At 30.8% G+C, this 23,060-nt stretch carries 19 protein-coding genes; 2 read left to right on the top strand and 17 right to left on the bottom strand.

Translation table 11 applies throughout. From position 1 onward, the window contains the following. Positions 1-434: 434 nt before the first annotated feature. The 5 genes from vraG to graX all read right to left on the bottom strand — a co-directional run bounded on the left by vraG (position 435) and on the right by graX (position 5,870). The gene (gene vraG / locus FNL83_RS10290) at positions 435-2,324 is read right to left on the bottom strand and encodes an ABC transporter permease VraG (protein ID WP_001832022.1); all 1,890 of its coding nucleotides are present in this window, start codon (positions 2,322-2,324) and stop codon (positions 435-437) included. Then, positions 2,314-3,075 carry an ABC transporter ATP-binding protein VraF gene (vraF, locus tag FNL83_RS10295; RefSeq protein ID WP_001833013.1) on the bottom strand — a complete coding sequence of 254 codons (762 nt, stop codon included), beginning with the start codon at positions 3,073-3,075 and terminating at the stop codon, positions 2,314-2,316. Before vraF ends, vraG begins: the two co-directional genes overlap by 11 nt. Positions 3,076-3,220: 145 nt before the next feature. After that, positions 3,221-4,261, bottom strand: coding sequence for a histidine kinase GraS/ApsS (gene graS, locus FNL83_RS10300; RefSeq protein ID WP_002438833.1), 1,041 nt, complete (start codon positions 4,259-4,261; stop codon positions 3,221-3,223). Further along, complete coding sequence (graR, locus tag FNL83_RS10305) at positions 4,254-4,928, bottom strand: response regulator transcription factor GraR/ApsR (protein ID WP_001832046.1); 675 nt, start codon at positions 4,926-4,928, stop codon at positions 4,254-4,256. The genes graS and graR overlap by 8 nt, the downstream gene beginning before the upstream one ends. An 18-nt stretch (positions 4,929-4,946) precedes the next feature. Further along, positions 4,947-5,870 carry an auxiliary protein GraX/ApsX gene (gene graX / locus FNL83_RS10310; RefSeq protein ID WP_001832033.1) on the bottom strand — a complete coding sequence of 308 codons (924 nt, stop codon included), beginning with the start codon at positions 5,868-5,870 and terminating at the stop codon, positions 4,947-4,949. Positions 5,871-5,978: 108 nt separating this feature from the next. Here graX and FNL83_RS10315 point away from each other — a divergent pair, with 108 nt between their 5' ends. Next, on the top strand, positions 5,979-6,485 hold the full coding sequence (locus FNL83_RS10315; RefSeq protein WP_001832115.1) for a GNAT family N-acetyltransferase: 507 nt from the start codon (positions 5,979-5,981) through the stop codon (positions 6,483-6,485). Positions 6,486-7,045: 560 nt separating this feature from the next. On the opposite strand, the gene FNL83_RS10320 is transcribed toward FNL83_RS10315, so the two are convergent. From FNL83_RS10320 to FNL83_RS10385, 11 genes are all read right to left on the bottom strand, one after another. Beyond that, on the bottom strand, positions 7,046-8,095 hold the full coding sequence (locus FNL83_RS10320; protein ID WP_002438830.1) for an alpha/beta hydrolase: 1,050 nt from the start codon (positions 8,093-8,095) through the stop codon (positions 7,046-7,048). Between the two features lie 278 nt (positions 8,096-8,373). After that, on the bottom strand, positions 8,374-9,441 hold the full coding sequence (locus tag FNL83_RS10325) for a YkvI family membrane protein (RefSeq protein ID WP_001832177.1): 1,068 nt from the start codon (positions 9,439-9,441) through the stop codon (positions 8,374-8,376). A gap of 224 nt (positions 9,442-9,665) precedes the next feature. Continuing rightward, entirely contained in the window at positions 9,666-10,166 is a 501-nt protein-coding gene (locus FNL83_RS10330) for a hypothetical protein (protein WP_001832127.1), read from the bottom strand. Between the two features lie 319 nt (positions 10,167-10,485). Beyond that, positions 10,486-11,283, bottom strand: coding sequence for an ABC transporter ATP-binding protein (locus FNL83_RS10335; protein WP_001832050.1), 798 nt, complete (start codon positions 11,281-11,283; stop codon positions 10,486-10,488). A 358-nt stretch (positions 11,284-11,641) separates the two neighbouring features. Further along, positions 11,642-12,475: a YitT family protein gene (locus tag FNL83_RS10340; RefSeq protein ID WP_001832123.1), complete on the bottom strand. Its 834-nt coding sequence runs from the start codon at positions 12,473-12,475 to the stop codon at positions 11,642-11,644. Between the two features lie 536 nt (positions 12,476-13,011). After that, a complete protein-coding gene (locus FNL83_RS10350; protein WP_002493541.1) occupies positions 13,012-14,241 on the bottom strand; it encodes a NupC/NupG family nucleoside CNT transporter in 1,230 nt (409 codons plus the stop codon). A gap of 285 nt (positions 14,242-14,526) precedes the next feature. Then, positions 14,527-16,254, bottom strand: a complete 1,728-nt coding sequence (locus FNL83_RS10355; RefSeq protein ID WP_001832157.1) for an ABC transporter ATP-binding protein — start codon at positions 16,252-16,254, stop codon at positions 14,527-14,529. 983 nt (positions 16,255-17,237) lie between these two features. Then, entirely contained in the window at positions 17,238-17,636 is a 399-nt protein-coding gene (gene tagD, locus FNL83_RS10370) for a glycerol-3-phosphate cytidylyltransferase (protein ID WP_001833002.1), read from the bottom strand. Positions 17,637-17,770: 134 nt separating this feature from the next. Further along, positions 17,771-18,835: a glycosyltransferase family 2 protein gene (locus FNL83_RS10375; protein WP_001832059.1), complete on the bottom strand. Its 1,065-nt coding sequence runs from the start codon at positions 18,833-18,835 to the stop codon at positions 17,771-17,773. Then, complete coding sequence (gene tarB / locus FNL83_RS10380; protein WP_001832991.1) at positions 18,835-19,926, bottom strand: teichoic acid glycerol-phosphate primase TarB; 1,092 nt, start codon at positions 19,924-19,926, stop codon at positions 18,835-18,837. The genes FNL83_RS10375 and tarB overlap by 1 nt, the downstream gene beginning before the upstream one ends. A gap of 322 nt (positions 19,927-20,248) precedes the next feature. After that, positions 20,249-21,061 carry an ABC transporter permease gene (locus FNL83_RS10385; RefSeq protein WP_001832041.1) on the bottom strand — a complete coding sequence of 271 codons (813 nt, stop codon included), beginning with the start codon at positions 21,059-21,061 and terminating at the stop codon, positions 20,249-20,251. A 331-nt stretch (positions 21,062-21,392) separates the two neighbouring features. On the opposite strand from FNL83_RS10385, the gene tagH reads away from it, so the two are divergent. Beyond that, positions 21,393-22,187 carry a teichoic acids export ABC transporter ATP-binding subunit TagH gene (tagH, locus tag FNL83_RS10390; RefSeq protein WP_001832071.1) on the top strand — a complete coding sequence of 265 codons (795 nt, stop codon included), beginning with the start codon at positions 21,393-21,395 and terminating at the stop codon, positions 22,185-22,187. Positions 22,188-22,264: 77 nt separating this feature from the next. Here the strand turns inward: tagH and tarA are convergent, their stop codons facing one another. Continuing rightward, positions 22,265-23,023 (bottom strand): N-acetylglucosaminyldiphosphoundecaprenol N-acetyl-beta-D-mannosaminyltransferase TarA, encoded by a 759-nt coding sequence (gene tarA / locus FNL83_RS10395; protein ID WP_002494339.1) that lies wholly within the window; start codon positions 23,021-23,023, stop codon positions 22,265-22,267. Between the last annotated feature and the right edge of the window lie 37 nt (positions 23,024-23,060).

The following is a 23,060-nucleotide window of genomic DNA, read 5'->3' on the forward strand; positions in this document are numbered from 1 at the left end:
ATTATTATAAAAAGTAACTAGCAATTCTTATATTGTAAAAATTGTGTAAATTTAATATATAGTAATCATTTATTGATGTTCGCCAACATCCAGTTTTGTCCCTACTTGAAAATATCACAAAATTTACATAACCACAATTCTATTTACAAATTCTTAACAAACTAGATATTAAATTTTTACATAAGTGTCTCATAATCTTATTAAAAATGATGAGCGATAAAATCATGGAAACACTTTTATCCACTCCAACTTTAAAATAACGATTTATTAAATCAATTTCAAATATTAATTGTAATTTTCATTCAATTTAATAAAGCGACACTTTAATCATTTGTTATTTTCAATGATTAAAATGTCGCTTAGTATTATCAATTGAGTTTTGAAAATATATTAAAATCTATAAATTAAATAACACAAATTCAATAAGTATAAATTTATATCGAATGTTTAATTGTTCTTTTAGAATGATTATAAGCTATAATAGCAAATACTGCATAAGTTGCTGTATAAACTGCCATAACTATAAAAATAGGTATTTGATTTGTCACATTCATTAAATGCATATAAGCAAGTGAAGCAAAATATGCATGCAGTAATGCAATAATTAAAGGTAAACCAAAATTAAATATTACCTTAAGTTTCAAACCTTTAGACATATCTTGATGCGTAAATCCTAGCTTACGAAGAATCGTGTAGTTCTCAAGTTCGTCTTCCGTTTCATCAATCTGTTTAATGTAAATTATACATCCTGCTGCGATTAAAAATGTAATTCCTAAAAACGATGTCACAAATAATAAAATACCAGTTAAACTAGAAATTTCACTTGCCGCTTCACTTCTTGTTTCTATATCTTCATTGATACTACTAACTAATTTTTCTAATTCTGGTAAATCATTTTTATTTTTAAGATCAAAACCATATTGGGAAACAATATTCTTTTCTTTTATATGTTCTCTAATTTTTTGATAATCTTCATCATTTAAAATAAGTGTCGGTCTACCACGATCAACATCAGACATAAAATAGACTTTATTTATCCCTTTTCTCAAACTTACTTTTAAACGAAACTTCTTACTTCCTACATAAGCCGTCCTTTTTTTGTCTGTTTTAACAACATCTTTGAGAGATCCTCTAGGTATAATAATATCTGTCTGCCCTTTTTTCGTACTTACATTTGGAATATATTTATCACTCGTTACTGTGATTTCTTTCGGTCTATATACACCTTCGCTAAAAAGATGATCTTTATAAACTTTTGCATACACGACCTCTTTATAATTATAGTAATGTTCAATATTACGGTTATTTAATTTAAAAGCAAGTTCATTTGCTTGTTTCTGATTCTTTAACGTAACATCATGTGGTGAACTCAGTAACACTTCATTTGTTAACGTACTACGACTTAACGCCGCAAAACATAATACAGAAACTGTTATTGCTGACACAACAGTCATTACAGTTAGAGAAAATGCATTCTTCTTAACACGATATATAATAGGTGATGTGAACATAACATCTGTGACACTTACCGTTCCATTTCTCAACCGCTGTATCGCTTTAAATATCAATGAAACTGTACTTCTAAAGAAAAAATATGATCCTATAACAGTTAAAAATAAAATAGCAAAAGGTTGAATAATTGTTTCTACGTTATCTACTAATTTAGTCGACATTATATAACCACTAACTATCATAATAATCCCTAGCAAACCTAATACAACTTCACCAAGTGTTGTGCGTGTATGACTGAACTCTTTTTTATTTACATCAGACGCTAACTCTTTAATAGAACGTTTAAGTAAATATACATAGCTTTGAAAGACTATAAGTACATATGACACAGCTATTAATAATAACGTTTCTAAAATGGCATGATAATTAAATATAATAGAAACACTCACGTTGATTCCTAATAATCGCAATACAATCATGAGTAAAATTTTCGAACCAAAGATTCCCAATATGATACCTACAATAGTTGTCATCATAAATGTCATCAATTGCTCCAACATAATCATTTTCATGATATCTTTCTTTGTTAGACCAATAATTTGTAATAACGATAGTTCACGACCTCGTCTTTTCAAAAATAAAAAATTAGCATAAAGCAAAAAGACCACAATAATGATAAATAAAAAATAACTTCCTACTTGTGAACCTTCTTTGATGGCAGGAAACGATTGATTACCGTGTAAATGGTGCGCATATTTTAAAGTTACAAAACTAAAATATAATACAACGCTGATAACAAGAGATAATAAATAAATAGCATAGTGCGTCACATTTTGTTTAAAGTTTTTGAAGATAATTTCATTAAAGCTCATAATTGATGCCACCAAGTACACTTTGCGTTCTTATAATTTCTTTATAAAACGTTTGTTTATCATCATCACCTTGATACAACTCAGTAAAGATTTGTCCATCCTTTAACATCACAACACGGTTTGAAAAACTAGCCGCTACTGGATCATGTGTCACCATAAGTATGGTTGTGTTAAATTCCTCATTCATATATTTAAGACGCTTAAGTAAATCTAGTGTACTTTTAGAATCTAAAGCACCTGTAGGCTCATCAGCAAATATAATTGAAGGTAAATTAATAAATGCCCTTGCTGCTGAGGTACGTTGACGCTGTCCACCTGACAACTCTGATGGATATTTATCACTAATATCACTAATGTTCAAAGCTTCTACTATACGTTGATAACGTTCATGCATTATTTGTTTATCTAACTTTTGAACTGATAGTGGAAGCATGATATTTTCTTTAACGGTTAAGGTATTTAAAATATTATAATCTTGAAAAATAAATCCAATATCTTTTTTTCTAATATCAGATAATTGCTTATTAGATAACTTCTCAAGTTGTTTCCCGTTGATTGTAATAGATCCTTTAGTCATATAATCAATCGAACTAAGTACATTTAATAAAGTTGTCTTTCCTGAACCAGAAGGTCCCATAATTGATATAAACTCACCTTCATCAACATCTAAATTAATTTCTTTCAAAACTTCTTGGAAAGCTTGCTTATCACCATAGACTTTTGACAACTGTCTTACCTCTAATATCGACAAATAATCACTCCTGTCATACTTCAACCAAATTATCTTTTTACGAAGACAAACTTAATGTAGACTATCATATCTTCTTTAATTTACATCTTTTATTATATCGATTATTTATTACAATTGTGATAATAGTAAGTAACAAAACGCACGTTTAAAATGACAATCTTGTCACTTTAGACATGCGCTCAATGATTTCATTTTGTTGTGGGAAAATGAAATAAAACGTTGTTCCTTTCCCCACTATTGAATCAACTTTAACTTCAATCCCAAGTTGTTCTTTCACGCTTTGTACAAGGTATAATCCCATACCAGAAGACGCAGTATCGTTGCGGTCTGTTGTAGAAGTAAATCCTCTATCAAATATACGTGGTAAATCTCTTTTACTAATTCCACGACCGTAGTCTTTAATTTTTAAAACAACGTGTCCTTCTATGTTATAACCACTTAAATTTATTGTAGAATTATCACTATATTTCAAAGAGTTAGATAGAACTTGCCTAATCATCATACGGCACCATTTAACATCTGTATAAACCTTTTGTTCGTCTTTAAAATCTAATTCAAAACCTATCCCTTTTGCCTGACTGATATGTCGAGTAACTTGTATTTCATCTATAACCATTCTCTTTAATGAAATATAATCAAAATACATATCACGATGATGTGTTTCAAGCCTTGTTAAATATAATTGCTTATCTAACATCTCATTAATACGAGACCATTCAAATAATAACGCTCGCTTACGCTGATCATCATTCTCTTGATCTATCAATAATTTCATAGCCGTAACAGGTGTTTTTATATCATGAACAAACTCTGTAATTGTTTGTTCATGATTTTTAATTTGTAATTGTTGTTCGACTACTTTCTCTTTTTGAGCGGCTATATGACGATACAGATAATCTATGACTTGTTGTTGAAATGGGGTTTCTGCCAAATCTTTATGCTTAATTTCTTCAATTTCTTTATCTTCATAAAAATGTTTAGATAGACGGACTTCTTTAACAAACGTAAATAATAAGAAAAGTATACTCAATCCTACGTTTAATATCACTATATAAAATACACTTTCAACTGAAATCTCATAATCTATGTAGGCAACACCTAATAAAATAATGTTGAGAAATAATATCCACAATATCCAATTAATACGAGATTTTATAAAAAACCAAAACCATCGAAAATTATTCATGAGCTAAGTATCCTTTACCAACTTTGGTTTCAATTGCACTATCCATGTCAATTTCTGATAATTTTTTTCTTAATCTATTAACATTAACTGTTAAAGTATTATCACTAACAAAAGCTTCATCATCCCACAAAGCAGTAATGAGAGTGTCTCGTGTCACGATTTGATTACGTTTATTGATTAACATCTCTAAAATAATCATCTCTGTTTTAGACAAAAAGATAGTTTTATCATCTTTTTGAATACTATCTTTTGATAAATCCACAGTAGCGTCTTGCCAACTTAACGTTCTCTTTTCTTCAACTCCAAATTCATAAACGCGTCTATAAATAGCTTGTAGCTTAGCAATTAAGACGTTTGTATAAAATGGTTTTTGCATATAATCATCTGCACCAAGTTCCATACTCATCACTTGATCCATTGGATTATCTCTTGATGATAAAAATAAAATAGGAACGTTCGACTGTTGTCTCATTTTTCGACACCAATAAAACCCATCGTATTTCGGTAATTGAACATCCAAAATAACTATTTCTGGATTAAATGTTTCAAATGTCTCCATCACATGACTAAAATCTTCGACACCAACGACATTAAAATCCCATTGTTCTAATTCCTTTTTTAATTCTTGAAAAAGCGTATTATCGTCTTCGACTAATAATATTTGCATAACGAATCACCTAATATATTATTTAGTATATTTAATCTTCTCACCTGATTGAATGCGACCTTGATAATGCTTAATTCTACAATCAATTTCAAAACCTCTCATAAGAAGTCCTTGAATCGGTGCTTGTATGAAATAGTAAATTGGCCAAAATAATCTAGGGATATAATCGTATAAATGAACCATAATTAAACGTGTTCCTTTAAGAAGTCTAAATTCTAATTTTGCTTGCTTCTTTGATTTAGGTTTCATCAATTTACCATCAACAAGATGTAATGTAATTATATCTTCTGTTGTATTAACCATTTTGAAAATAGCTAAAGGTCTTTTAATGTTCCTATTGTAAATGATGTAGTGATGATCTTGTTTTTGAGTATGTACAAAAGTTCCTTTTGTCTCATCTAACCACCTACTAAAATAGTCTACAAGTTGATTGAGCGTCCATTTCTTTGGTAAAATCATCTTCATCGCTGTTCGAACATCATCATATTTAGCTGTTTGTAATTCTACGTTAATATGAGGACGTTTCACTTCAACATCCGTACAATCAACTGGTACGCCATAAGCGCCTAAACGTTCAATAGCTTCATTATCATGACGGCTCCCCGGAATATACACAATCTTTTTCAGCTTATTTATTGATGCAGCTCTACCAAAGTTATCTGCCGCTATAAAGTTTAAATCTCGTGCTGTTGCATGTGTTAATTTAGCAGAATGTTTAGTTGGATCTAAATAATATACCGCAATGTCTATACCTTTCATAGCTTCAACTACATCTTTATGATTATATATATCGCGTTTTAACCATGTGATTTTGTTCGTAGATCCTTTGTCAGGTTTGGGATATTTAGATAAAGCAAATAATTGAGCATCATGTTCAATGACTCGACTTAAATATCTACCAATATAGCCGGTGCCACCTGCTAACAATACTTTAGGCTTCATAAATATCAACTCCTAAACTTTCTTTTAGATAATTTCATATCAAGCGTAATTATGTAAAGTGTACTATAATAAGGAAGACAATTGATTTAACAAAACAGGAGTGTTGATATGACACATCTCATTCGTGAAATTAGTATTAAAGACGTTGAAAACTTTATCAGCCTATTAAGCCAAATATATGATGAATCAGAATTTACATTCTACAATCCAGGTGAATATTCACCAACGATATCTTCCGCAAGTCAACACTTAGAAAAATACATCACCTCACCTACCAAAGCAATATATGTCGCTGAAAGTGATGAGCAACTTGTTGGATACGTATTTGTTAATACTGAAACTTATGAACGTACACAGCACGAAGCTGTGGTGTACCTTGGTGTTAGAGAATATTACCAACATCAAGGTATTGGACAAGCACTTATCAATAGAATTGAAGCATGGGCTTTAAATCATCATATTCGACGTATTGAAGCTACGGTTGTTACTGAAAACATTAACGCAATAGAATTGTTTAAAGGCATGGGCTTTCAAATCGAAGGTGAACTTAAAGATAAGCTTTTTATAAACCAAAAATATTATAACGAATATGTAATGGCTAAAATATTAAATTAACTAAGTATGTCACTATAAATTTTACCACATATTTAAAATATTAAATAATATCATCATACGTCTCTCATATTGAGGCGTATTTAAATTATCTTTACTACTTATAAGTTTAAGATTATTTATTCTTTACTTATTATGAATCTACTGCATCATCACTTCGTATATCTTTGAATTATTCTTAAATTACTTTAATTTTAAAATCAAATTTATACTGTTTAATTATAAAAACGCACCCCAAAAGCTAAAATTTAGTCTAGCTTTTGGGGTGCACAATATTGTCTTGAGCATTTTAATATGCTTTCAGTCGATGACTGGATTAAAAATGTATTTATGTCAAGCTTACTATATCAATAATTCAGAGTAGAATTTCTTACAGAAATTACAAAGATAACTGACTTTGGGATTGTTTGATGCTGATAGTCATTGCACATTGAATTTGAATGAAATCTCTTTAATGTAGTTATGGTATTTAATTATACAATCGTATTCTCAGAACATATACAGTACTCCTCGCAATGACGTACTTCAATGCACGAATCCATTGAAATACATGTTTAATAAACTTAAGAATCAAAAGGGTATAAGGATACTTCATTAGTATTTTGAGTTGGCTGATTTTGTGATGACTCGTTACTCTCCACTCCAGAAGATGATGTGTTTCGACTTAAAAATAGCAGTACTTTTTTGATATTCTCTTTTGATTCCGGTTTATCTAGATGAAATTGATATTGATGATGTAAGTGATGCGAACCATCATAGAATAATGTATCTACTGGAATATTTTCTGTTTTCAAACCTTGCGCAAATTCTTTATTTTGACTATAAAAAGGATCAGCGTCACCAACCGAAAGAAATGTCGGTGGGTATTCGTGAGTCACTTGATTGAGCGTTGACATTTGAGATAAGTTTTTAAAATCTGTTTCCCAATGACTTGTTCCAGTATAACTTTTCATAAATAATTGTATTCTCGGAAACTCAGTTGCTTTAACGGTTTTCATATTATAAAAACCACCAAAAAATACAGCAGCCTTTATTTGTGAAGGCTTGAACTGCTGTTCAAAATGCATTTCATCTCTCAAGTCTTCATTGGTTTGCATAGCTACATATTGACTAGTTAACTGAGCGCCAGCAGAGTCTCCCCCAATAACAACTTGATCAAAATCAATAGGTAACTCATGCTTATTCTCTTTTATAAACTTTACAGCTTGATTGAGTTGTACTAGCGGCGTTGGATATTTATATTGCGGAGCTAACGCATAATTTACATTGACAATGATGTATCCTTGTTCTGCAACTTTTGACAATAATTGATTTTTATATTGTTTGTCTCCAGCGATAAATCCTCCACCATGCATCCAAAAAATTACCGGTAATTTCGTATCATTGCTCATATCAGCTGGGGTAATAATGTCTAATTTGCTGTTGGGTATACCTTTACCATATGAGATATCTCTATATAATTTTACATTTTTGTTATTAATTTGAACATTTGTCTTGCTCTTCTGTTTATCATGAACATGGTTATAATGACTCTTCAAATTAAAAGCCAATATAAGTGAGACAACAAGTATGATTAGTGTTGTTATCCATATCCATTTTAGCTTTTCTTTCATCATGGCTAACCCTTTCAAATAATTACTCTACTTGTCTTGCTATTAATATAATAAAACAAATATCGATATAATTAAACAAAGGGGTAGGACAGAATCCATTTTGATGAATTCGAAGTCCCACCCCTCAAAGCTGACTCAATTTAAAATTATTTAATATAAGCGTGCATCTTTAACTTAGTCAACTCGGATGAACATATATACTTGTTCATGTATTTTTTAACCTTAAACTTCTCACGATTAAAATAAACATTTTTAATCATAAAAGTGTGAAGCAATGATTACGCGATATGCTCTTCATCATCTTTTTTACGTTTATAATATTTAATCAATACTGCTACTACAATAAATAATCCGACAATACCCATAAATTTGTATAAGACATTGATTAAATCAGCGAATCCTACGAAACTTAAAATAAATGCCATCACCATCATGATAATAATGAATATATGGTATTTTTTACTATAAGGTTCTGTGAAACGCGCTGCAAAAGAATAACAAAGACCTAAAATCGTGTTGTACATCACAGCTAACATAATGACTGTGAGTACAAGACCTAACCATGGATGTATACCTTTCGCTAGGTTAAGCGTAGGTATTGCCACATCTTTAATTTTTGAATATTCTGTTTGAAGCGAGAAGTTAATTAACGCAAGTAGGATAGCGTATAGCACACCACCAAACATTGCTCCTGCACCTGAAACTCTTCGCTTAGACGCATCACCGCCGATAGCTACTATCGTACTAAATCCTACAGCAAAGGCTAATCCGCCGTATACTAATCCCCAAAAGATACCTTTCCAAGCACTCGTTTCAGGCATAGCACTGTTTACTTCCCCTAATGAAATACTACCTGTAAATAGGTAAAACACAGCAATAAGAATAACCATTATGATTAAAAATGGTGTAACTAGTCCTAAAGCTCTTACAATTTTATTAAAATCTAATAATAATGTTAAGTAAATCAAAACTGTCATGATTAATGCGCCTAACCAAGTAGGAATTCCAAAACTTTGCTCAAAAGTAGAACCTGATCCGGCTATCATAGTGACAGCTATACCAAATAAGAAAAAGACAAGAATATAATCAAAAACTTTACTAAATTTTTTTCCAAACACATATTGCAATGTGGACTCGTGATTTTTCGCTTCAAATGCAGTACCTATCTTAGCTACTTGTCTTCCTATGAATCCAAGTATAAATCCTGAGATAATCACTCCAATATATGACCATAAACCAAATGGTGTGAAAAATTGCATCACTTCTTGTCCTGTTGAAAATCCTGCGCCGACAACAATGCCGACATAGGCAAAACCAATTTTTATAGCTTCTTTATTCAGCCCCATGTGAATATTTACCTCCTTAGAGTTGCACAGTGAGAATTATAACGTACTGACTTTTTATTGCAACCCTAAAAAAATGTATAAATTTAGCTATTCTGTATTTTTAATCATTTTAGAAAACGATTTTTCAGGAATCAATATAAATAAAAATGTATAATCAAACGTAATCATGTATAAAAAAATAGTCGCAAAAGTTTCAATAAACTTGAGCGACTATAACTCATTTTTTAGCGTGCATCTCTTTGATTGTTCAATTCATTAATGTCTACAACTACATTATCCATACGTTTTGCTGTATCTTTAAGTACATTTCGTGCAACATTATTACTTGGATCGAGTTTTAGAATTCGTTTAGCGACATCAAACGCTTTTTTATCCGAAATAACTGGCTCAGGAATAGCATGAAGCAATAACATTTGTAATAAACTCTTCACTTCATTTCCGTCAGTAAGTTTTATGGAAGAATCTGCATGATAATAAGCTGAATCTAGTGCGCCCTCATATTCACTTAAAGGATAAACAAGTAAAAGGAATGCTAAATCATGTAATTCTGATGATTCTTCTACCTTAATCATATCTAGAATACATGTATAAAACATCATACTCTCTACTTCATGAGCACTAGAGATGTATGCTTCTTCAAATTCCATAAAATCTGTTTCGGACATTAACTGTCTAACTAGTTCAAACTCGCCATTCAATACATGTTTTTTTATAAGATGTTGCATGGCAATGTCCTCCTATTGTCCAGATTTTATATAGCAATTATTATTATAATACCATAATTACCTTTAAATTTCATTTAAAAAATGATACTCAACGTTTTGTATCGTAAAATTACAATATATTTTCAAACATCTTTTCTTTATATGTATACGTCTTATTATAACAATAATAAATGTATAAATGGTGAACTTTAAAAATTATTGTGGTTCACGTGATAAAATTATTCAAACTATGGTTATGATATAAAAAAATGCTCAAAACAATTATCATTTTGAGCATTTTTTATTATCATATCTTATCAATAAGACTGTATTCATTGAATCACGAATACGTCTGACAGAATAAATCGTAAGTAACTAAAATTGGTTTCCCTGTTCTCGGATCTATATCTAAAACACCATCAATATTAAATACCTTTTCTAAAATGTCCTTAGTTAACACTTCATCAGTTTGACCAGTAGCAACAATATCTCCAGCTTTCATCGTAATGAGATGATCTGAGAAGCGAATTGCTTGATTAATGTCATGTAAAACCATCACAATAGTGCAACCTTCTTCTTCGTTGAGCTTTTTGACTAAATTTAATATTTCTAATTGATGACAAATATCTAAATAAGTTGTAGGTTCATCTAAGAAAATAATATCAGTACGTTGGGCTAGTGCCATTGCAATCCACACGCGTTGTCTTTGTCCACCACTTAAATCATTTATAGTACGATGACGAAATTCACTTGTACCTGTAACTGACAATGCCCAATCAATTTCTTTTTTATCTTCTGCAGTTAAACGACCAAATCCTTTTTGATGTGGAAAACGCCCATAAGAAACAAGTTCTCCTACAGTAAGTCCATCTGGGACCTCTGGTGATTGTGGTAAAATTGCTATTTTTTTAGCTATTTCTTTCGTGGATGTGGCATGAATACTCTTACCATCCAAATTAATTTTACCTTCTTTAATTGACAATAGTCTAGATAACGCTTTCAATAAAGTTGATTTCCCACACCCGTTAGGTCCAATAATAGAAGTAACCTTTCCATCAGGAATTGCGACATCCAAATTATTAATAATCGTAGAATCACCGTAGCCAATTTTCACTTGTTCACCACTTAAACGACTCATAATAATTCCCCTACTTTCATTCTCTAAAATCTTGCTTTATATATAGTAAAAACATTGTTATTAATTAAGTTATTCACTCATTATCAGTCACAAACTTGTAATTGATAATCATTATCACAGTTTTTATTATAACATCTCTTCTATATTATGACTAACAATTATTTTCACTAGGTTATATATTATATTCGTAAATGAGTAGTAGTAAATTAAGCGAGTAGTACTGTCCTTAATAAATAAGTAGAGAACAGTATGATAATAAAAAGCCCAAAATGACTTTAACTAAGCAATCATTTTAGACTTCATTTAAAAAAGTGCCTTACATTTTAACAACTTTTTAACTTTATAATATATTGATATTTTACTCATCTAACAAAAAACCATTACCATATACATCACGAACGTCATGAATAACTAAAAAGGCATTTTCGTCAATATTTTTGATGATTCGTTTAGCACGAGATACTTGTGTTTTAGAGATGACTACGTAAAGTACATCTTTTTCTTCTCTAGTGTAATAACCGTGTCCATTTAATATTGTTAATCCTCTTCCAACTTGCTGATCAATAGCTTTTGCTACCTCATTAGGGCGACTAGATATAATAGTCATTGCCTTTTTAGTATTTAATCCTTCTATAACAAATTCCATCACTTTTGTACCTATATATAAAGACATAACTGTAACTAAGCACTTCACTAAAGGAATTTCTGTCAATGAAATAAGCACAACGATAAGGTCAAAGAATAACAAAGCGTAAGGCGTACTAATATCTAAATATTTATTAACAATTCTCGCAAGAATAACCGTTCCAGCGGTTGTTCCCCCTGCTAAAACGATAATACCAATTCCTAAACCAACACAAGTCCCACCGAACACAGCATTAATCACAACATTCCCAGTTTCTACATGCCATGTTTCAGTTAAACCTAGAAAGATTGAAATGAGTACTGTAGCAAAAATTGTTAAATATGTACTACGTTTACTCAAATATTTATAACCCACAATAATTAAAATAGCATTTAAAACGAAATTGGTTATTCCCGGTGAAATATGAAAAGCATAATATAATACGATGGCTATACCAGTGACACCACCCTCACCCAAATTCCCTGAAATAACAAATGCATTGATACCTGCAGAGAAAATAAATGAACCTATCATAACTAAAATGATATCTCTGATAGTTTTATTCACTCAATCACCCCTAAAACTTTGTTTAATTATTAAAATGTTAGCATAAGATAACTACTTACTACAATAAAATTTCAAATAACTATATGATTTAAAAAAACAAATTCACATATCATATATTCGTAATTATAAATATATGTCATCTTAAGCGTACTAAAGTGGGAATTCAATACATCTGATTTTGAATAAATTTAAATATTCTGAATTTTTAATTTACTTATACTCCTAGGTCTGCTATAATAATTTTAACTTCTTGAAAGAGAAGTTATCTCCTTTGTGTTGTTTATAGTAACAAAACAAATTTTGCTCGAAGTACTGTGACAGTACCTAGTCCTTACCGTTACAAGTACATTAATATTCATTTCCCATAAAAGCCAAGTATAAAAAGTGTCTCCTCACTTTTATGCTTGGTTTTTATCATTTTAGAGATTCGCAAATCAATTCGTCAGCTTTCTACAAAATTAAAAAGCACACGACTCATCTAATTACAAAATAGGATGAGTAGCGTGCCTATATTAATTAAAAATCTTAAAAGTAAATTACCAAGCAAATAATCCAACAAATGCAGCAGTAAGTAAGGATACTAAAATTCCTGCTAACAACATCATCGGTACATATTTGGAAACGAAATCCGACGTTTTCTTATCAACAATACCTTTCAATGTACCTATAATCATTCCAATAGTTGAAAAGTTTGCAAAAGAAACTAAAAATGTTGATATAACTGCTCTATGATGAGGCGTCATCGCATTGACTTGATTAGAAATTTCCCCCATCACAACAAATTCGTTTGTTACAATTTTCTTCGCCATTTGTTGTGCTACTTCCCACGCTTCATTAAACGGTAAACCTAATAGTAAAGCAAATGGATACATGAAAACGCCTAAGATTTGATCAAGACCAAAGCTACCTTTGACACCAATACCATTTGCAATAAGATGTGTGATTAAATGAATCAATCTATCAATTAAGTCAGCCAAAGCTACAAAGCTAATGACAAATGCAATGATAATTAATACAAGCTTTCCAGCTGCTAAAACTGAATCTCCAAGAAATGAGAAAAATGGTTGTCTTTCAGTTTGGTGATCTTTAATGCTATACACGACATCTTCTTGTTCTTCAACTGATACAGGATTCAAAATACAAGAAACTATAATTGCGTTAATAATATTAAGTGGAATTGCCGTCAATACAAGTTCTCCAGGTATCATTTGCACATAAGCGCCCACAATTGCTCCTGAAACTGAACTCATAGACATCATCGCAATAGTTAGTACCCGCATTTCATTCATTCGTTTAAGTTGTTCACTAGAAACTGCAAGAGCTTCAGTATTACCTAAGAACATCATTTCAACACCAAAAAATGATTCAAACTTAGGTTGGCGTGTAACTTTAGCAAGTACCCAACCAATACCGCCAATGATTTTTGGAAGTATATTAAAGTACATAAGAATGTCAAATAATGGTACAACTAATAAAATAGGGAAGAGCGCGCTTACCGCCATGTCCATCATTTTATTAGACGTGAAGCTTTTAAATGCAAATCCGGTACCCTCATGTGCGGATTCTATAACCCATGCTATACCGTTAGCTGCTCCTTTAACCCCTGCTCTTCCCCATGGAAAATATATAAAGAACCAAGCTAAAAACAAATTCAAAATAACCAAAATAAAAATAGATTTCCATTGTATATTCTTCCTATTTCTAGAGAAAATAACTCCTATACCTAGGAAAATAAATAATCCAATGATATTAACTAATAAAAACATTTGGCACCTACCTATATGTATTTTTATACTTTCATGCATTGATTATGCAATCCTGTAAGACTATCAATATGTCATTCTATGTATTTTGTTAATGATGAACAATGATGAACAACAAAAAAATGAAAGCGTTTGTTTTACGTACTATATTTCTGTGCAAACCCCAAAAGTTCTTTTAATCTTACAAAAGTTATTATACCACGTGAAAAATAGGGTTAAAATGACATTTTTACAAAACTTATATAAAAAACCACGCCCTTCCACTCATTAATTAGGGCGTGGTTAATATTAATCTGATAATTTTTGAGATGTAACAAAATGTCTGTATTTATCATGACTTGCCATCAATTCATGATGCGTTCCCTTACCGGTAACTTCACCTTTATCAATAAATACAATTTGACCAGCTTTTTTTATAGTTGAAAGTCGATGAGCAATGACTACAGTAGTTCTGCCTTCCATAAGTGTTTCAAGTGCTTCTTGAATTTTCAATTCACTTTCGCTATCTAGGTTCGCTGTCGCCTCGTCTAATAACAAAATATCAGGATTTTTAACAAAACTTCTAGCGATATCTATCCTTTGTCGTTGACCACCTGATAATTTGAGTCCACGCTCACCAACCATCGTGTCGTAACCTTCGTCAAACTGCATAATAAAATCATGACAATTAGCTAGTTTAGCATACTCTATTAACTCTTCATCATCAACTTTTCTATTAATACCATATAAAATATTATCTCTTATCGTTCCACTCATCATCGAATTAGATTGCATAACATAACCAATTTTTGTGCGCCACTTTGAAAGTGGAATATCAAAAATACTTTGATTACCGTATTTAATATCTCCACGTTCAATATCATACATGCGCTCAATTAAATTAAAAATCGTACTTTTACCTGAACCAGAAGGTCCTACAAACGCGCTCACTTCACCTTGTGGAATACTAAATGACACATCTTCCAAAATCTTTTTAACGTCATATTTAAAATCCACGTGCTCAAATACTAATTCGCCGTCGATGATCGTAACGTCTTTAGATTCTGATAAAGCTTCAGTAGGTTCAATAGGCTCTTGCATAATTTCATATATACGACTGCTCGCACCCACAGCTTTTTTATAATCCGTAACTAGTGTCGATAAGTTAATCAGTGGCATAGATAACTGGATTACATAAAATATCATAGCTATAAGTGTTCCAGGAGTAATTGCTCCAGTACCTATTTCTAATGCACCAAAACCTAAAATAATCGCAATAGTTAATAGCATAACAACACCAGAAATGGGCTGTACGACTGCTGATATTTTAGCCTGTTTTAATCCTAATCTATATATTTTTTTAAGATTTGTATGCGCATTATCTAACTCTAAACGCTCAGTATTAGATACTTTAACTAAACGCATTTCGGTAAGCACTCTACCTAATAATCCACTGAAGTTCGCAATTTCAGATTGCGTATTGGTAGATATTTTTTGCATCACACGTCCCAAAGGAACGATGATTAAAATAAATACAGGAATAGTAATAAATGTTAATAAAGTTAATTTCCAATCCATGATAAATAGCATGACTAATGAACCTATTAAAGTTAAAACAGAAGGCAATAAATTAGGTAGCTTTTGTGAAATAAATTCATTAATCACTTTTGTATCATCTGTTAGACGACTCATTAATTGGCCACTTTCATTTTTATCAAAGAACGGCATTTTTAATTGAATAATATGTTCCCACAATAATGAACGAATCGCATAAATAATCTTTTCACCAATTTTACTTAACAAATATAGGCCTATACCGCTAAGCAATGCATTAACTAAGAAAATCGAGCCAAATATAGCTATCATTCCCCAATTAATACTACTGACGGAAAATTTATCAACTAAACGCCCGGTGAATAATGGTACTAATAAACCACTTAAACTTCCCAACGAAGTAATGATAACCGCTGCAATGATTAACCCATATGGCCATGAGAGTCTTTTAAATAAGAAAAACAAAGGGTTTTGTTCTTTCATAGTTATACCTCGTCTTTATATTCATATTTGATCTTGCTTAATCTTGTAAAAGTTCATTTCATCCCAAATCACAAGATATATAATGATTGCTTATTTATCAGTCTTTTAAGCAAATTTATATGACACCCAAAATGTTGCAAACTATGTAATTTTAACATTCAACTTCTCATGTACGTAACTATGTTCTTCGTAGTTGATATTATAACATTTTTTATCAGAACACACGCAAAAGATTATTTATTAGTACAAAAAATTGCACGTCATCTATTTTTATTTTCTGTCACCTTTCTGTGTTAAAAAAACACTAACGAAATATTTACTATGATACAACATTTCTACGAATAATCGATTTTATCCGAATCAGCTGCACACAAAATCTAAAAATATTAAAATGTATGTGATGAAATTTAACAATATTTAAAAATGATAATACGTGACATCAATATGGTGATTCAATTTATCAAACTCACTATCATGTAAATGTTTTATGACTTTATTGATACAAAATAAACTGTCGATTGATGTATTCTAAAAGAATTTCTATTCGTAATATAATAGCTGTCAAACCACACCTTAAAACATAATCTTTGCCATAAAACTTTTGAATAGTAGCATCCACCAAATACAATGCATTTACACCCACACATTCGTGAAAGACGAGGTTAATAAATTATCAAAATAGAAAAAAGCAGCAAGATATTTTCTCATTAAATAATATCTTACTGCTGTTCTTATAGATTTATGTCTTCACCTTTATTAAATAATATATAGGCATCTCGAATTACAGAATGTTTGATTTTAAATATAAAACCTGAGACATCTACCATTATCTCAGGTTTCATTTACATATTGACAATCGATGACTAGATAAAAATAAGTTTATATCAACCTTTTCCAACTCTAGTCACATTGATTTAAAGAACAATTCTTTCTTATCTCTATTTTCAAGATTAAATGTTCAATAGTGTCATAAATACTCTTAGTTATTTTGTATCTTTTCCGTATAATTCTTGCTTGATTTTGGTAGTTGAGATACCTTCTGTGCGGTTAAGATAAATGACTTCACACTTATCTTTAAGGAAGTCAAACTCCCCTTCCCAATCATGACCCATCACAAATACATCAACATCAAAACGATCAACATCTTTTTCTTTCTGTCCCCATCCTTCTTCAGGGATAACTAAGTCTACGTATCTAATAGACTCTAACATCATCTTACGTTGTTCATAATCATAATATGATTTTTTGTTTTTGATTTGGTTGAATTCATCAGTAGAAAGCGCAACGATAAGATAATCCCCCATCTCACGAGCTCTTCTAAGTAATTCAATATGACCATAATGAAGCAAGTCATATGTACCATAAGTAATGACTCTTTTCATGATACGAAATTCTCCTTAACTAAAAATTTAATAAAAATTTATAATCTTAATGTATCATAAATATTTTGACCATGCCATTAATACTATATTAGATACTAAACATAAATAAATTTAAAACTTACTTCAAAGAAAAGTTATTTTTTAAAAATTCTTTTTAGTGATTCTTTACCAGAAAAGGATATCTTTTTAGGTATAACTTGAAGTTTAAAACGAATTAAGCCTGGTCTGCCAATTCCAACCTCACTAAGTGCCTTTTTCCATTGTAAGTATAAAGGCTTTGTCCAATGTGTTGCACTCTGTTCAACAGCTCTAACAATTCGAAACATAGCCTCTCCCGAGTAATGTGTATGCTGCATAGCTTTCATATACTCTATAACACTTTCAAGCAAAGATTGCGTTATTTTGTTATTTTTCTTTAAATGTGCCTGTATTAAGTAACTTACTATGAGGTTATCCATTCGATAACTATAGTAGATTTTTTCGTCTAATAATAATAGTAATTCCATCACGCGTTGACGAACTTTTAACGCATCACTCATATAAGGTAAGAATGTATCAGCACGTTGCGCTGTTACTGATCCTTCTCTCTCATTATAGCCATATACAATGTTAGGTATAAGTTGAATATCTCGCGCTTTAGAGAACGCTTTGACAATAAAGGTATGCTCTTCACAGAAAACGACATCTTCATCAAAACGTAATCCAGCATACTTCGAGCTAAATAATTTTGCTCCAGGTCCTATCGATTGTAAAATATCCGGTTTACGATCAAGTGTGACAATCGCATCTTTTACCATAGATTGATGGGTCGAAATGACTTGCCATTCGCCGTTAACATCTCTTGCCATTTGACCGATAACAACATCGGTTTCTTTGTTTTTATTAAAAGCATTCACCATTAAATCAATCCTACTAGGTAAAAACTCATCATCTGCGTCTAAAAATAAAAATGCATCAACATCTTCAGACATAGCTTCTAAGCCAACATTTCTACTTCGAGCTGCTCCTTGATTACTCTGATGAATGACTTTAATGTGTGGATGTTTTTGTTGTAATTCTGTAAGTACATGTTGTGTTTGATCAGTTGAACCATCATTGATACAAATAATCTCATAAGGCACACTAGTATCAACTGAGAGTATAGCACGTTTAATCGTTTCTTCAGCGTTATACACTGGAATAATTATTGCTAATTTCATTATTTCACCAACTTATTAATAAAATGAACTAACTGGTTAAGACTATCTTTTGAGTTATATTGATGCCAATCATTAAATAAAGATTGAAATTGCTCATCGTTATCCTGTATCGCTTGTATAATTGACTCTTCATTACTCATTTTGTATCGTTCTGGAATAGCATAATAAAATTCATTCAATCCTCTTACTTTTTCATATTGCTGTTCATCATAATTATAAATAAGTGTCGGTTTATTAAGTGCGCTTGCTTCAATAGGTAATGAGCTATAATCACTTATAATAATATCCGCCATAATTAACAATGAAGTAACGTCGATTGAATGAGAAGTTTGACAATCAACAGTCGAAGGATGCAAATGACTCAATAACGTATAATTCGGCAAGTGCCGTTCAAAGTTTTCTTTATCAATAGTACGTTGTGCTACTTGACCTTCTCTATAAGTCGGAACATATACTGCGAGTTTATTTGTAATATGATATTTCTTTTTTAATCGTTGTTGTTCTAACTTAAGATTGCTTCTAAAGTATTGGGTCAGTCTTGGAAGTCCAAACTTTAACATTTGCGATGGAGATGCATCAAACGATTGTATAAAACATTGAGCCATTTTCTCCCCACCTACCAAATAATAATCGGTAGCATCATAAACTTTTTTGTATTGTCTTACCATAGCCTTATTTTTTAAATCAACTTGATGATCAGTTAAGCCAAAATTTTTAAGCGCACCAGCAGCATGCCATGTTTGAATAACAGTTTGCCCTTTTTTCTTCTGATAGCCACCCATCATTAAATAATACGTATCTAAAATAATAATCTTTGCTTTACTTAATACTTTCATATGTCTCATAATATATTTATTTCCGGCAGGTATAAAATATGCATGATTAATGTTATTAATATCTTTCTGATATATTTTTTTACCTATAACCGTCACATGGTATCCTTCACTACATAAGGCCTCTATAATAGGCAGTATATCTTGCTTAAAGGTCATCATTATCACAATGTGCTTCGAATTTACATTAAACGGTTTAAAAACCATATTTAAAAGCACAATAGCTATGATATAAATCTTTTTAATTATCAATCTCATTTTTTCACCATCTTTAAATTTCCAATCATTATATCAAATTATAAACGATACTTACTTTCAAAGAAAATAAAAGCAAATAATTTTTAATTCACTCAAAAATTCTACTAGGAGTCTCGATATTATAAAAAAAGTAGGACTACGAATTCATCTTGAATCCATTGTCCTAACTCATAACGTCAATATAGCGTATATTAAATTTGAAATATTTCTAACAAACAATTATTATAATTTCTTTTAATAAATAAACTAAATCTTTGATAATAAGTTAAATATTAATTCGTTTTATGGTAAATCGTTAATAGAACCCTCTTGATTGACACTTTTACAAGAAGTCCGCAAAGTGATCTCTATAGCGTCTATGTAAAATAGAACCTACTATAAAGAATAAGAGAATGATAATAACGTTATATAGCATTAACTTCCAATGATCTATGAAATACCATTGATGGAACAATATCGCTGCTCGGTATGATTCTGCGATAAAATATACTGGATTAAATAACATAATTTGATGAATCAAACCACTTACGCCGTGATTTTTTGGCACCCATAAAATTGGAGACATATAAAACAATATTCTCATTAATGCTTGCATAATCATCTGCGTATCTCTAATTAAAATCCCCAAAGTGGATGTTAAAAGTGCCACCGACGATGTTAGCAAATATGCAAAAGGTACATATATAAGTAATTGTACAATGTGAATTGAAGGGATAATTCCATTGAACATACAAGCTATTATAATAATTGCTAATAATCCTAAATGACCATAGAACCTACTTGTTACAATATAAGTAGGAATGATTGAGAGTGGGAAATTCATCTTTGCCACTTGATTGAATTTCTGTGAGATTGATTTAGTTCCTTCTAAGACACCTTGATTAATAAAGAACCACATACTTATACCAACTAACAACCAAAATACAAACGGAATGCCGTGTATAGGTGCATTGCTTCTAATTCCTAAACCAAAAACAAGCCAATACACCATGATTTGTAAAGCAGGATTCAACACTTCCCATGCAATACCTAGATAGTTATTATGATTGGTAATTTTAATTTGGAATTGTGCTAGTCTTTGAATTAAATAGAAGTTTTTAATATGTTCTTTTAAAACCGTTCCAACTGCGAACATTAAACTTAACCACGCTTTCTCCTATAATAGATTATCTATCTATTGTAAATCATTAATAGTTTCTCTTTAATTTGATTCATTGAGTCCATTCTTAAATAATAACATTTAACTGTTTATCATAAGCTCATTATATTATACAATCAATTCAGTTAAAAATTGTTAGAAATTTCGTGTAAGATTTAATTTTAGAAAATGAATCACTTTCTTCACTCACTGTGTTAAATTTATTTTCAACAAAATCTTCTATTCACTTTACACTAGGTTAATAAATTTAACAACTGATGTGTTGTATATTATAATCTATATAAATGTTTATAAGGAAGGTACAAAAATGAGCGTTTCGGTAAATATTGAAAATTTAACAAAAGAATACCGTATCTATAGAAATAATAAAGATAGAATTAAAGATGCATTAATACCTAAAAACAAAAATAAAACATTTTACGCTCTGGATAACGTAAGTTTAACAGCGCATGAGGGAGATGTGATAGGCTTAGTCGGCATCAACGGTTCAGGTAAGTCTACTTTAAGTAATATGATTGGTGGCTCTATTTCACCAAGTTCCGGTGAAATAACGAGACATGGTGATGTGAGTGTCATCGCTATTAATGCAGGACTAAATGGACAATTGACAGGTGTAGAAAATATTGAATTTAAAATGCTCTGCATGGGCTTTAAAAGAAAAGAAATTAAAAAATTAATGCCGGAAATTATAGAATTTAGTGAACTCGGCGAATTTATTTATCAACCTGTTAAAAAATATTCAAGTGGTATGCGTGCAAAACTTGGATTTTCAATTAATATTACTGTTAATCCTGACATATTAGTTATTGACGAAGCATTATCAGTAGGCGATCAAACATTTACTCAAAAATGTTTAGATAAAATTTATGAATTTAAAGCGGCTAAAAAAACAATATTTTTTGTTAGTCATAATATTAGACAAGTGCGTGAATTTTGTACAAAAATCGCTTGGATTGAGGGCGGTAAACTAAAAGAATTCGGCGAACTTGAAGAAGTATTACCTGATTATGAGGCGTTTCTTAAAACTTTTAAGAAAAAATCTAAAGCAGAACAAAAGGAATTTAGAAATAAATTAGATGAGTCACGTTTTGTCGTAAAATAAATTTGAAGAAAGTAAAACTTAAACATTAAGGGAGTGCAATAAAATTCATCCGAATTGATTGCCTCCCTTTTTTTCTCTTATTTTGATTTCATTTTATATTTTTGTATTGCTACCTTTAACATAAATTTAGGAATACTTATCATTCTCCCAATACGTTTCCAATCAATAAGTACACGATATACCCACTCAATATTTAACTTTCTAAATATTTGAGGTGCTCTTTTCTTTGAGCCACTGAATACTTCAAACGACCCACCTACGCCCATCATTACAGTGTGCTTAAACTTGTCCTTATGCTTTTGAATCCATTGTTCTTGCTTTGGAAATCCCATTCCTACAAAAATGTAATCGGGATTAAAACTTGTTATACGTTTTATGACTGTTTCATCTTCTAGATGAATATAGCCATGATGATGTGCAAAGTGGATATTAGGGTATTGAGATTGAAGCTTTTTCTCTGCTGTCTCAACAATTTCATTTTTAGATCCAAGCAGATATACGCGCTGATGGCTGACATGTGCTATTTTCAGACATTCTTCAAGAAGTTCTATTCCTGGCACACGCCGTTTTAAGGGCTGTTTTAATCGCTTTGAAGCTTTTACTATTCCTGTACCATCTGGAACTACATAATCAGCTTGATTAATTAAATTTCTATATAGCTCATGTTCAGTTGCATAATCCACGATTTCAGGATTAGCAGTCACTATAAATAAATTATCATCTGTATTGCTAGATATGAATTGTTTAATATTTTCTAACATTTCCAGCATTGTAGTATTATCAAAATTTACACCTAATATGTTAATTTTATCTTTTATTCTTTGGTTTTGATACATATTCAATCCCCACTTTACAACACGTTTAAAATGCATA

Origin of the sequence: Staphylococcus epidermidis, from assembly GCF_006742205.1 — a bacterium.
Taxonomy (GTDB): Bacteria; Bacillota; Bacilli; order Staphylococcales; family Staphylococcaceae; genus Staphylococcus; species Staphylococcus epidermidis.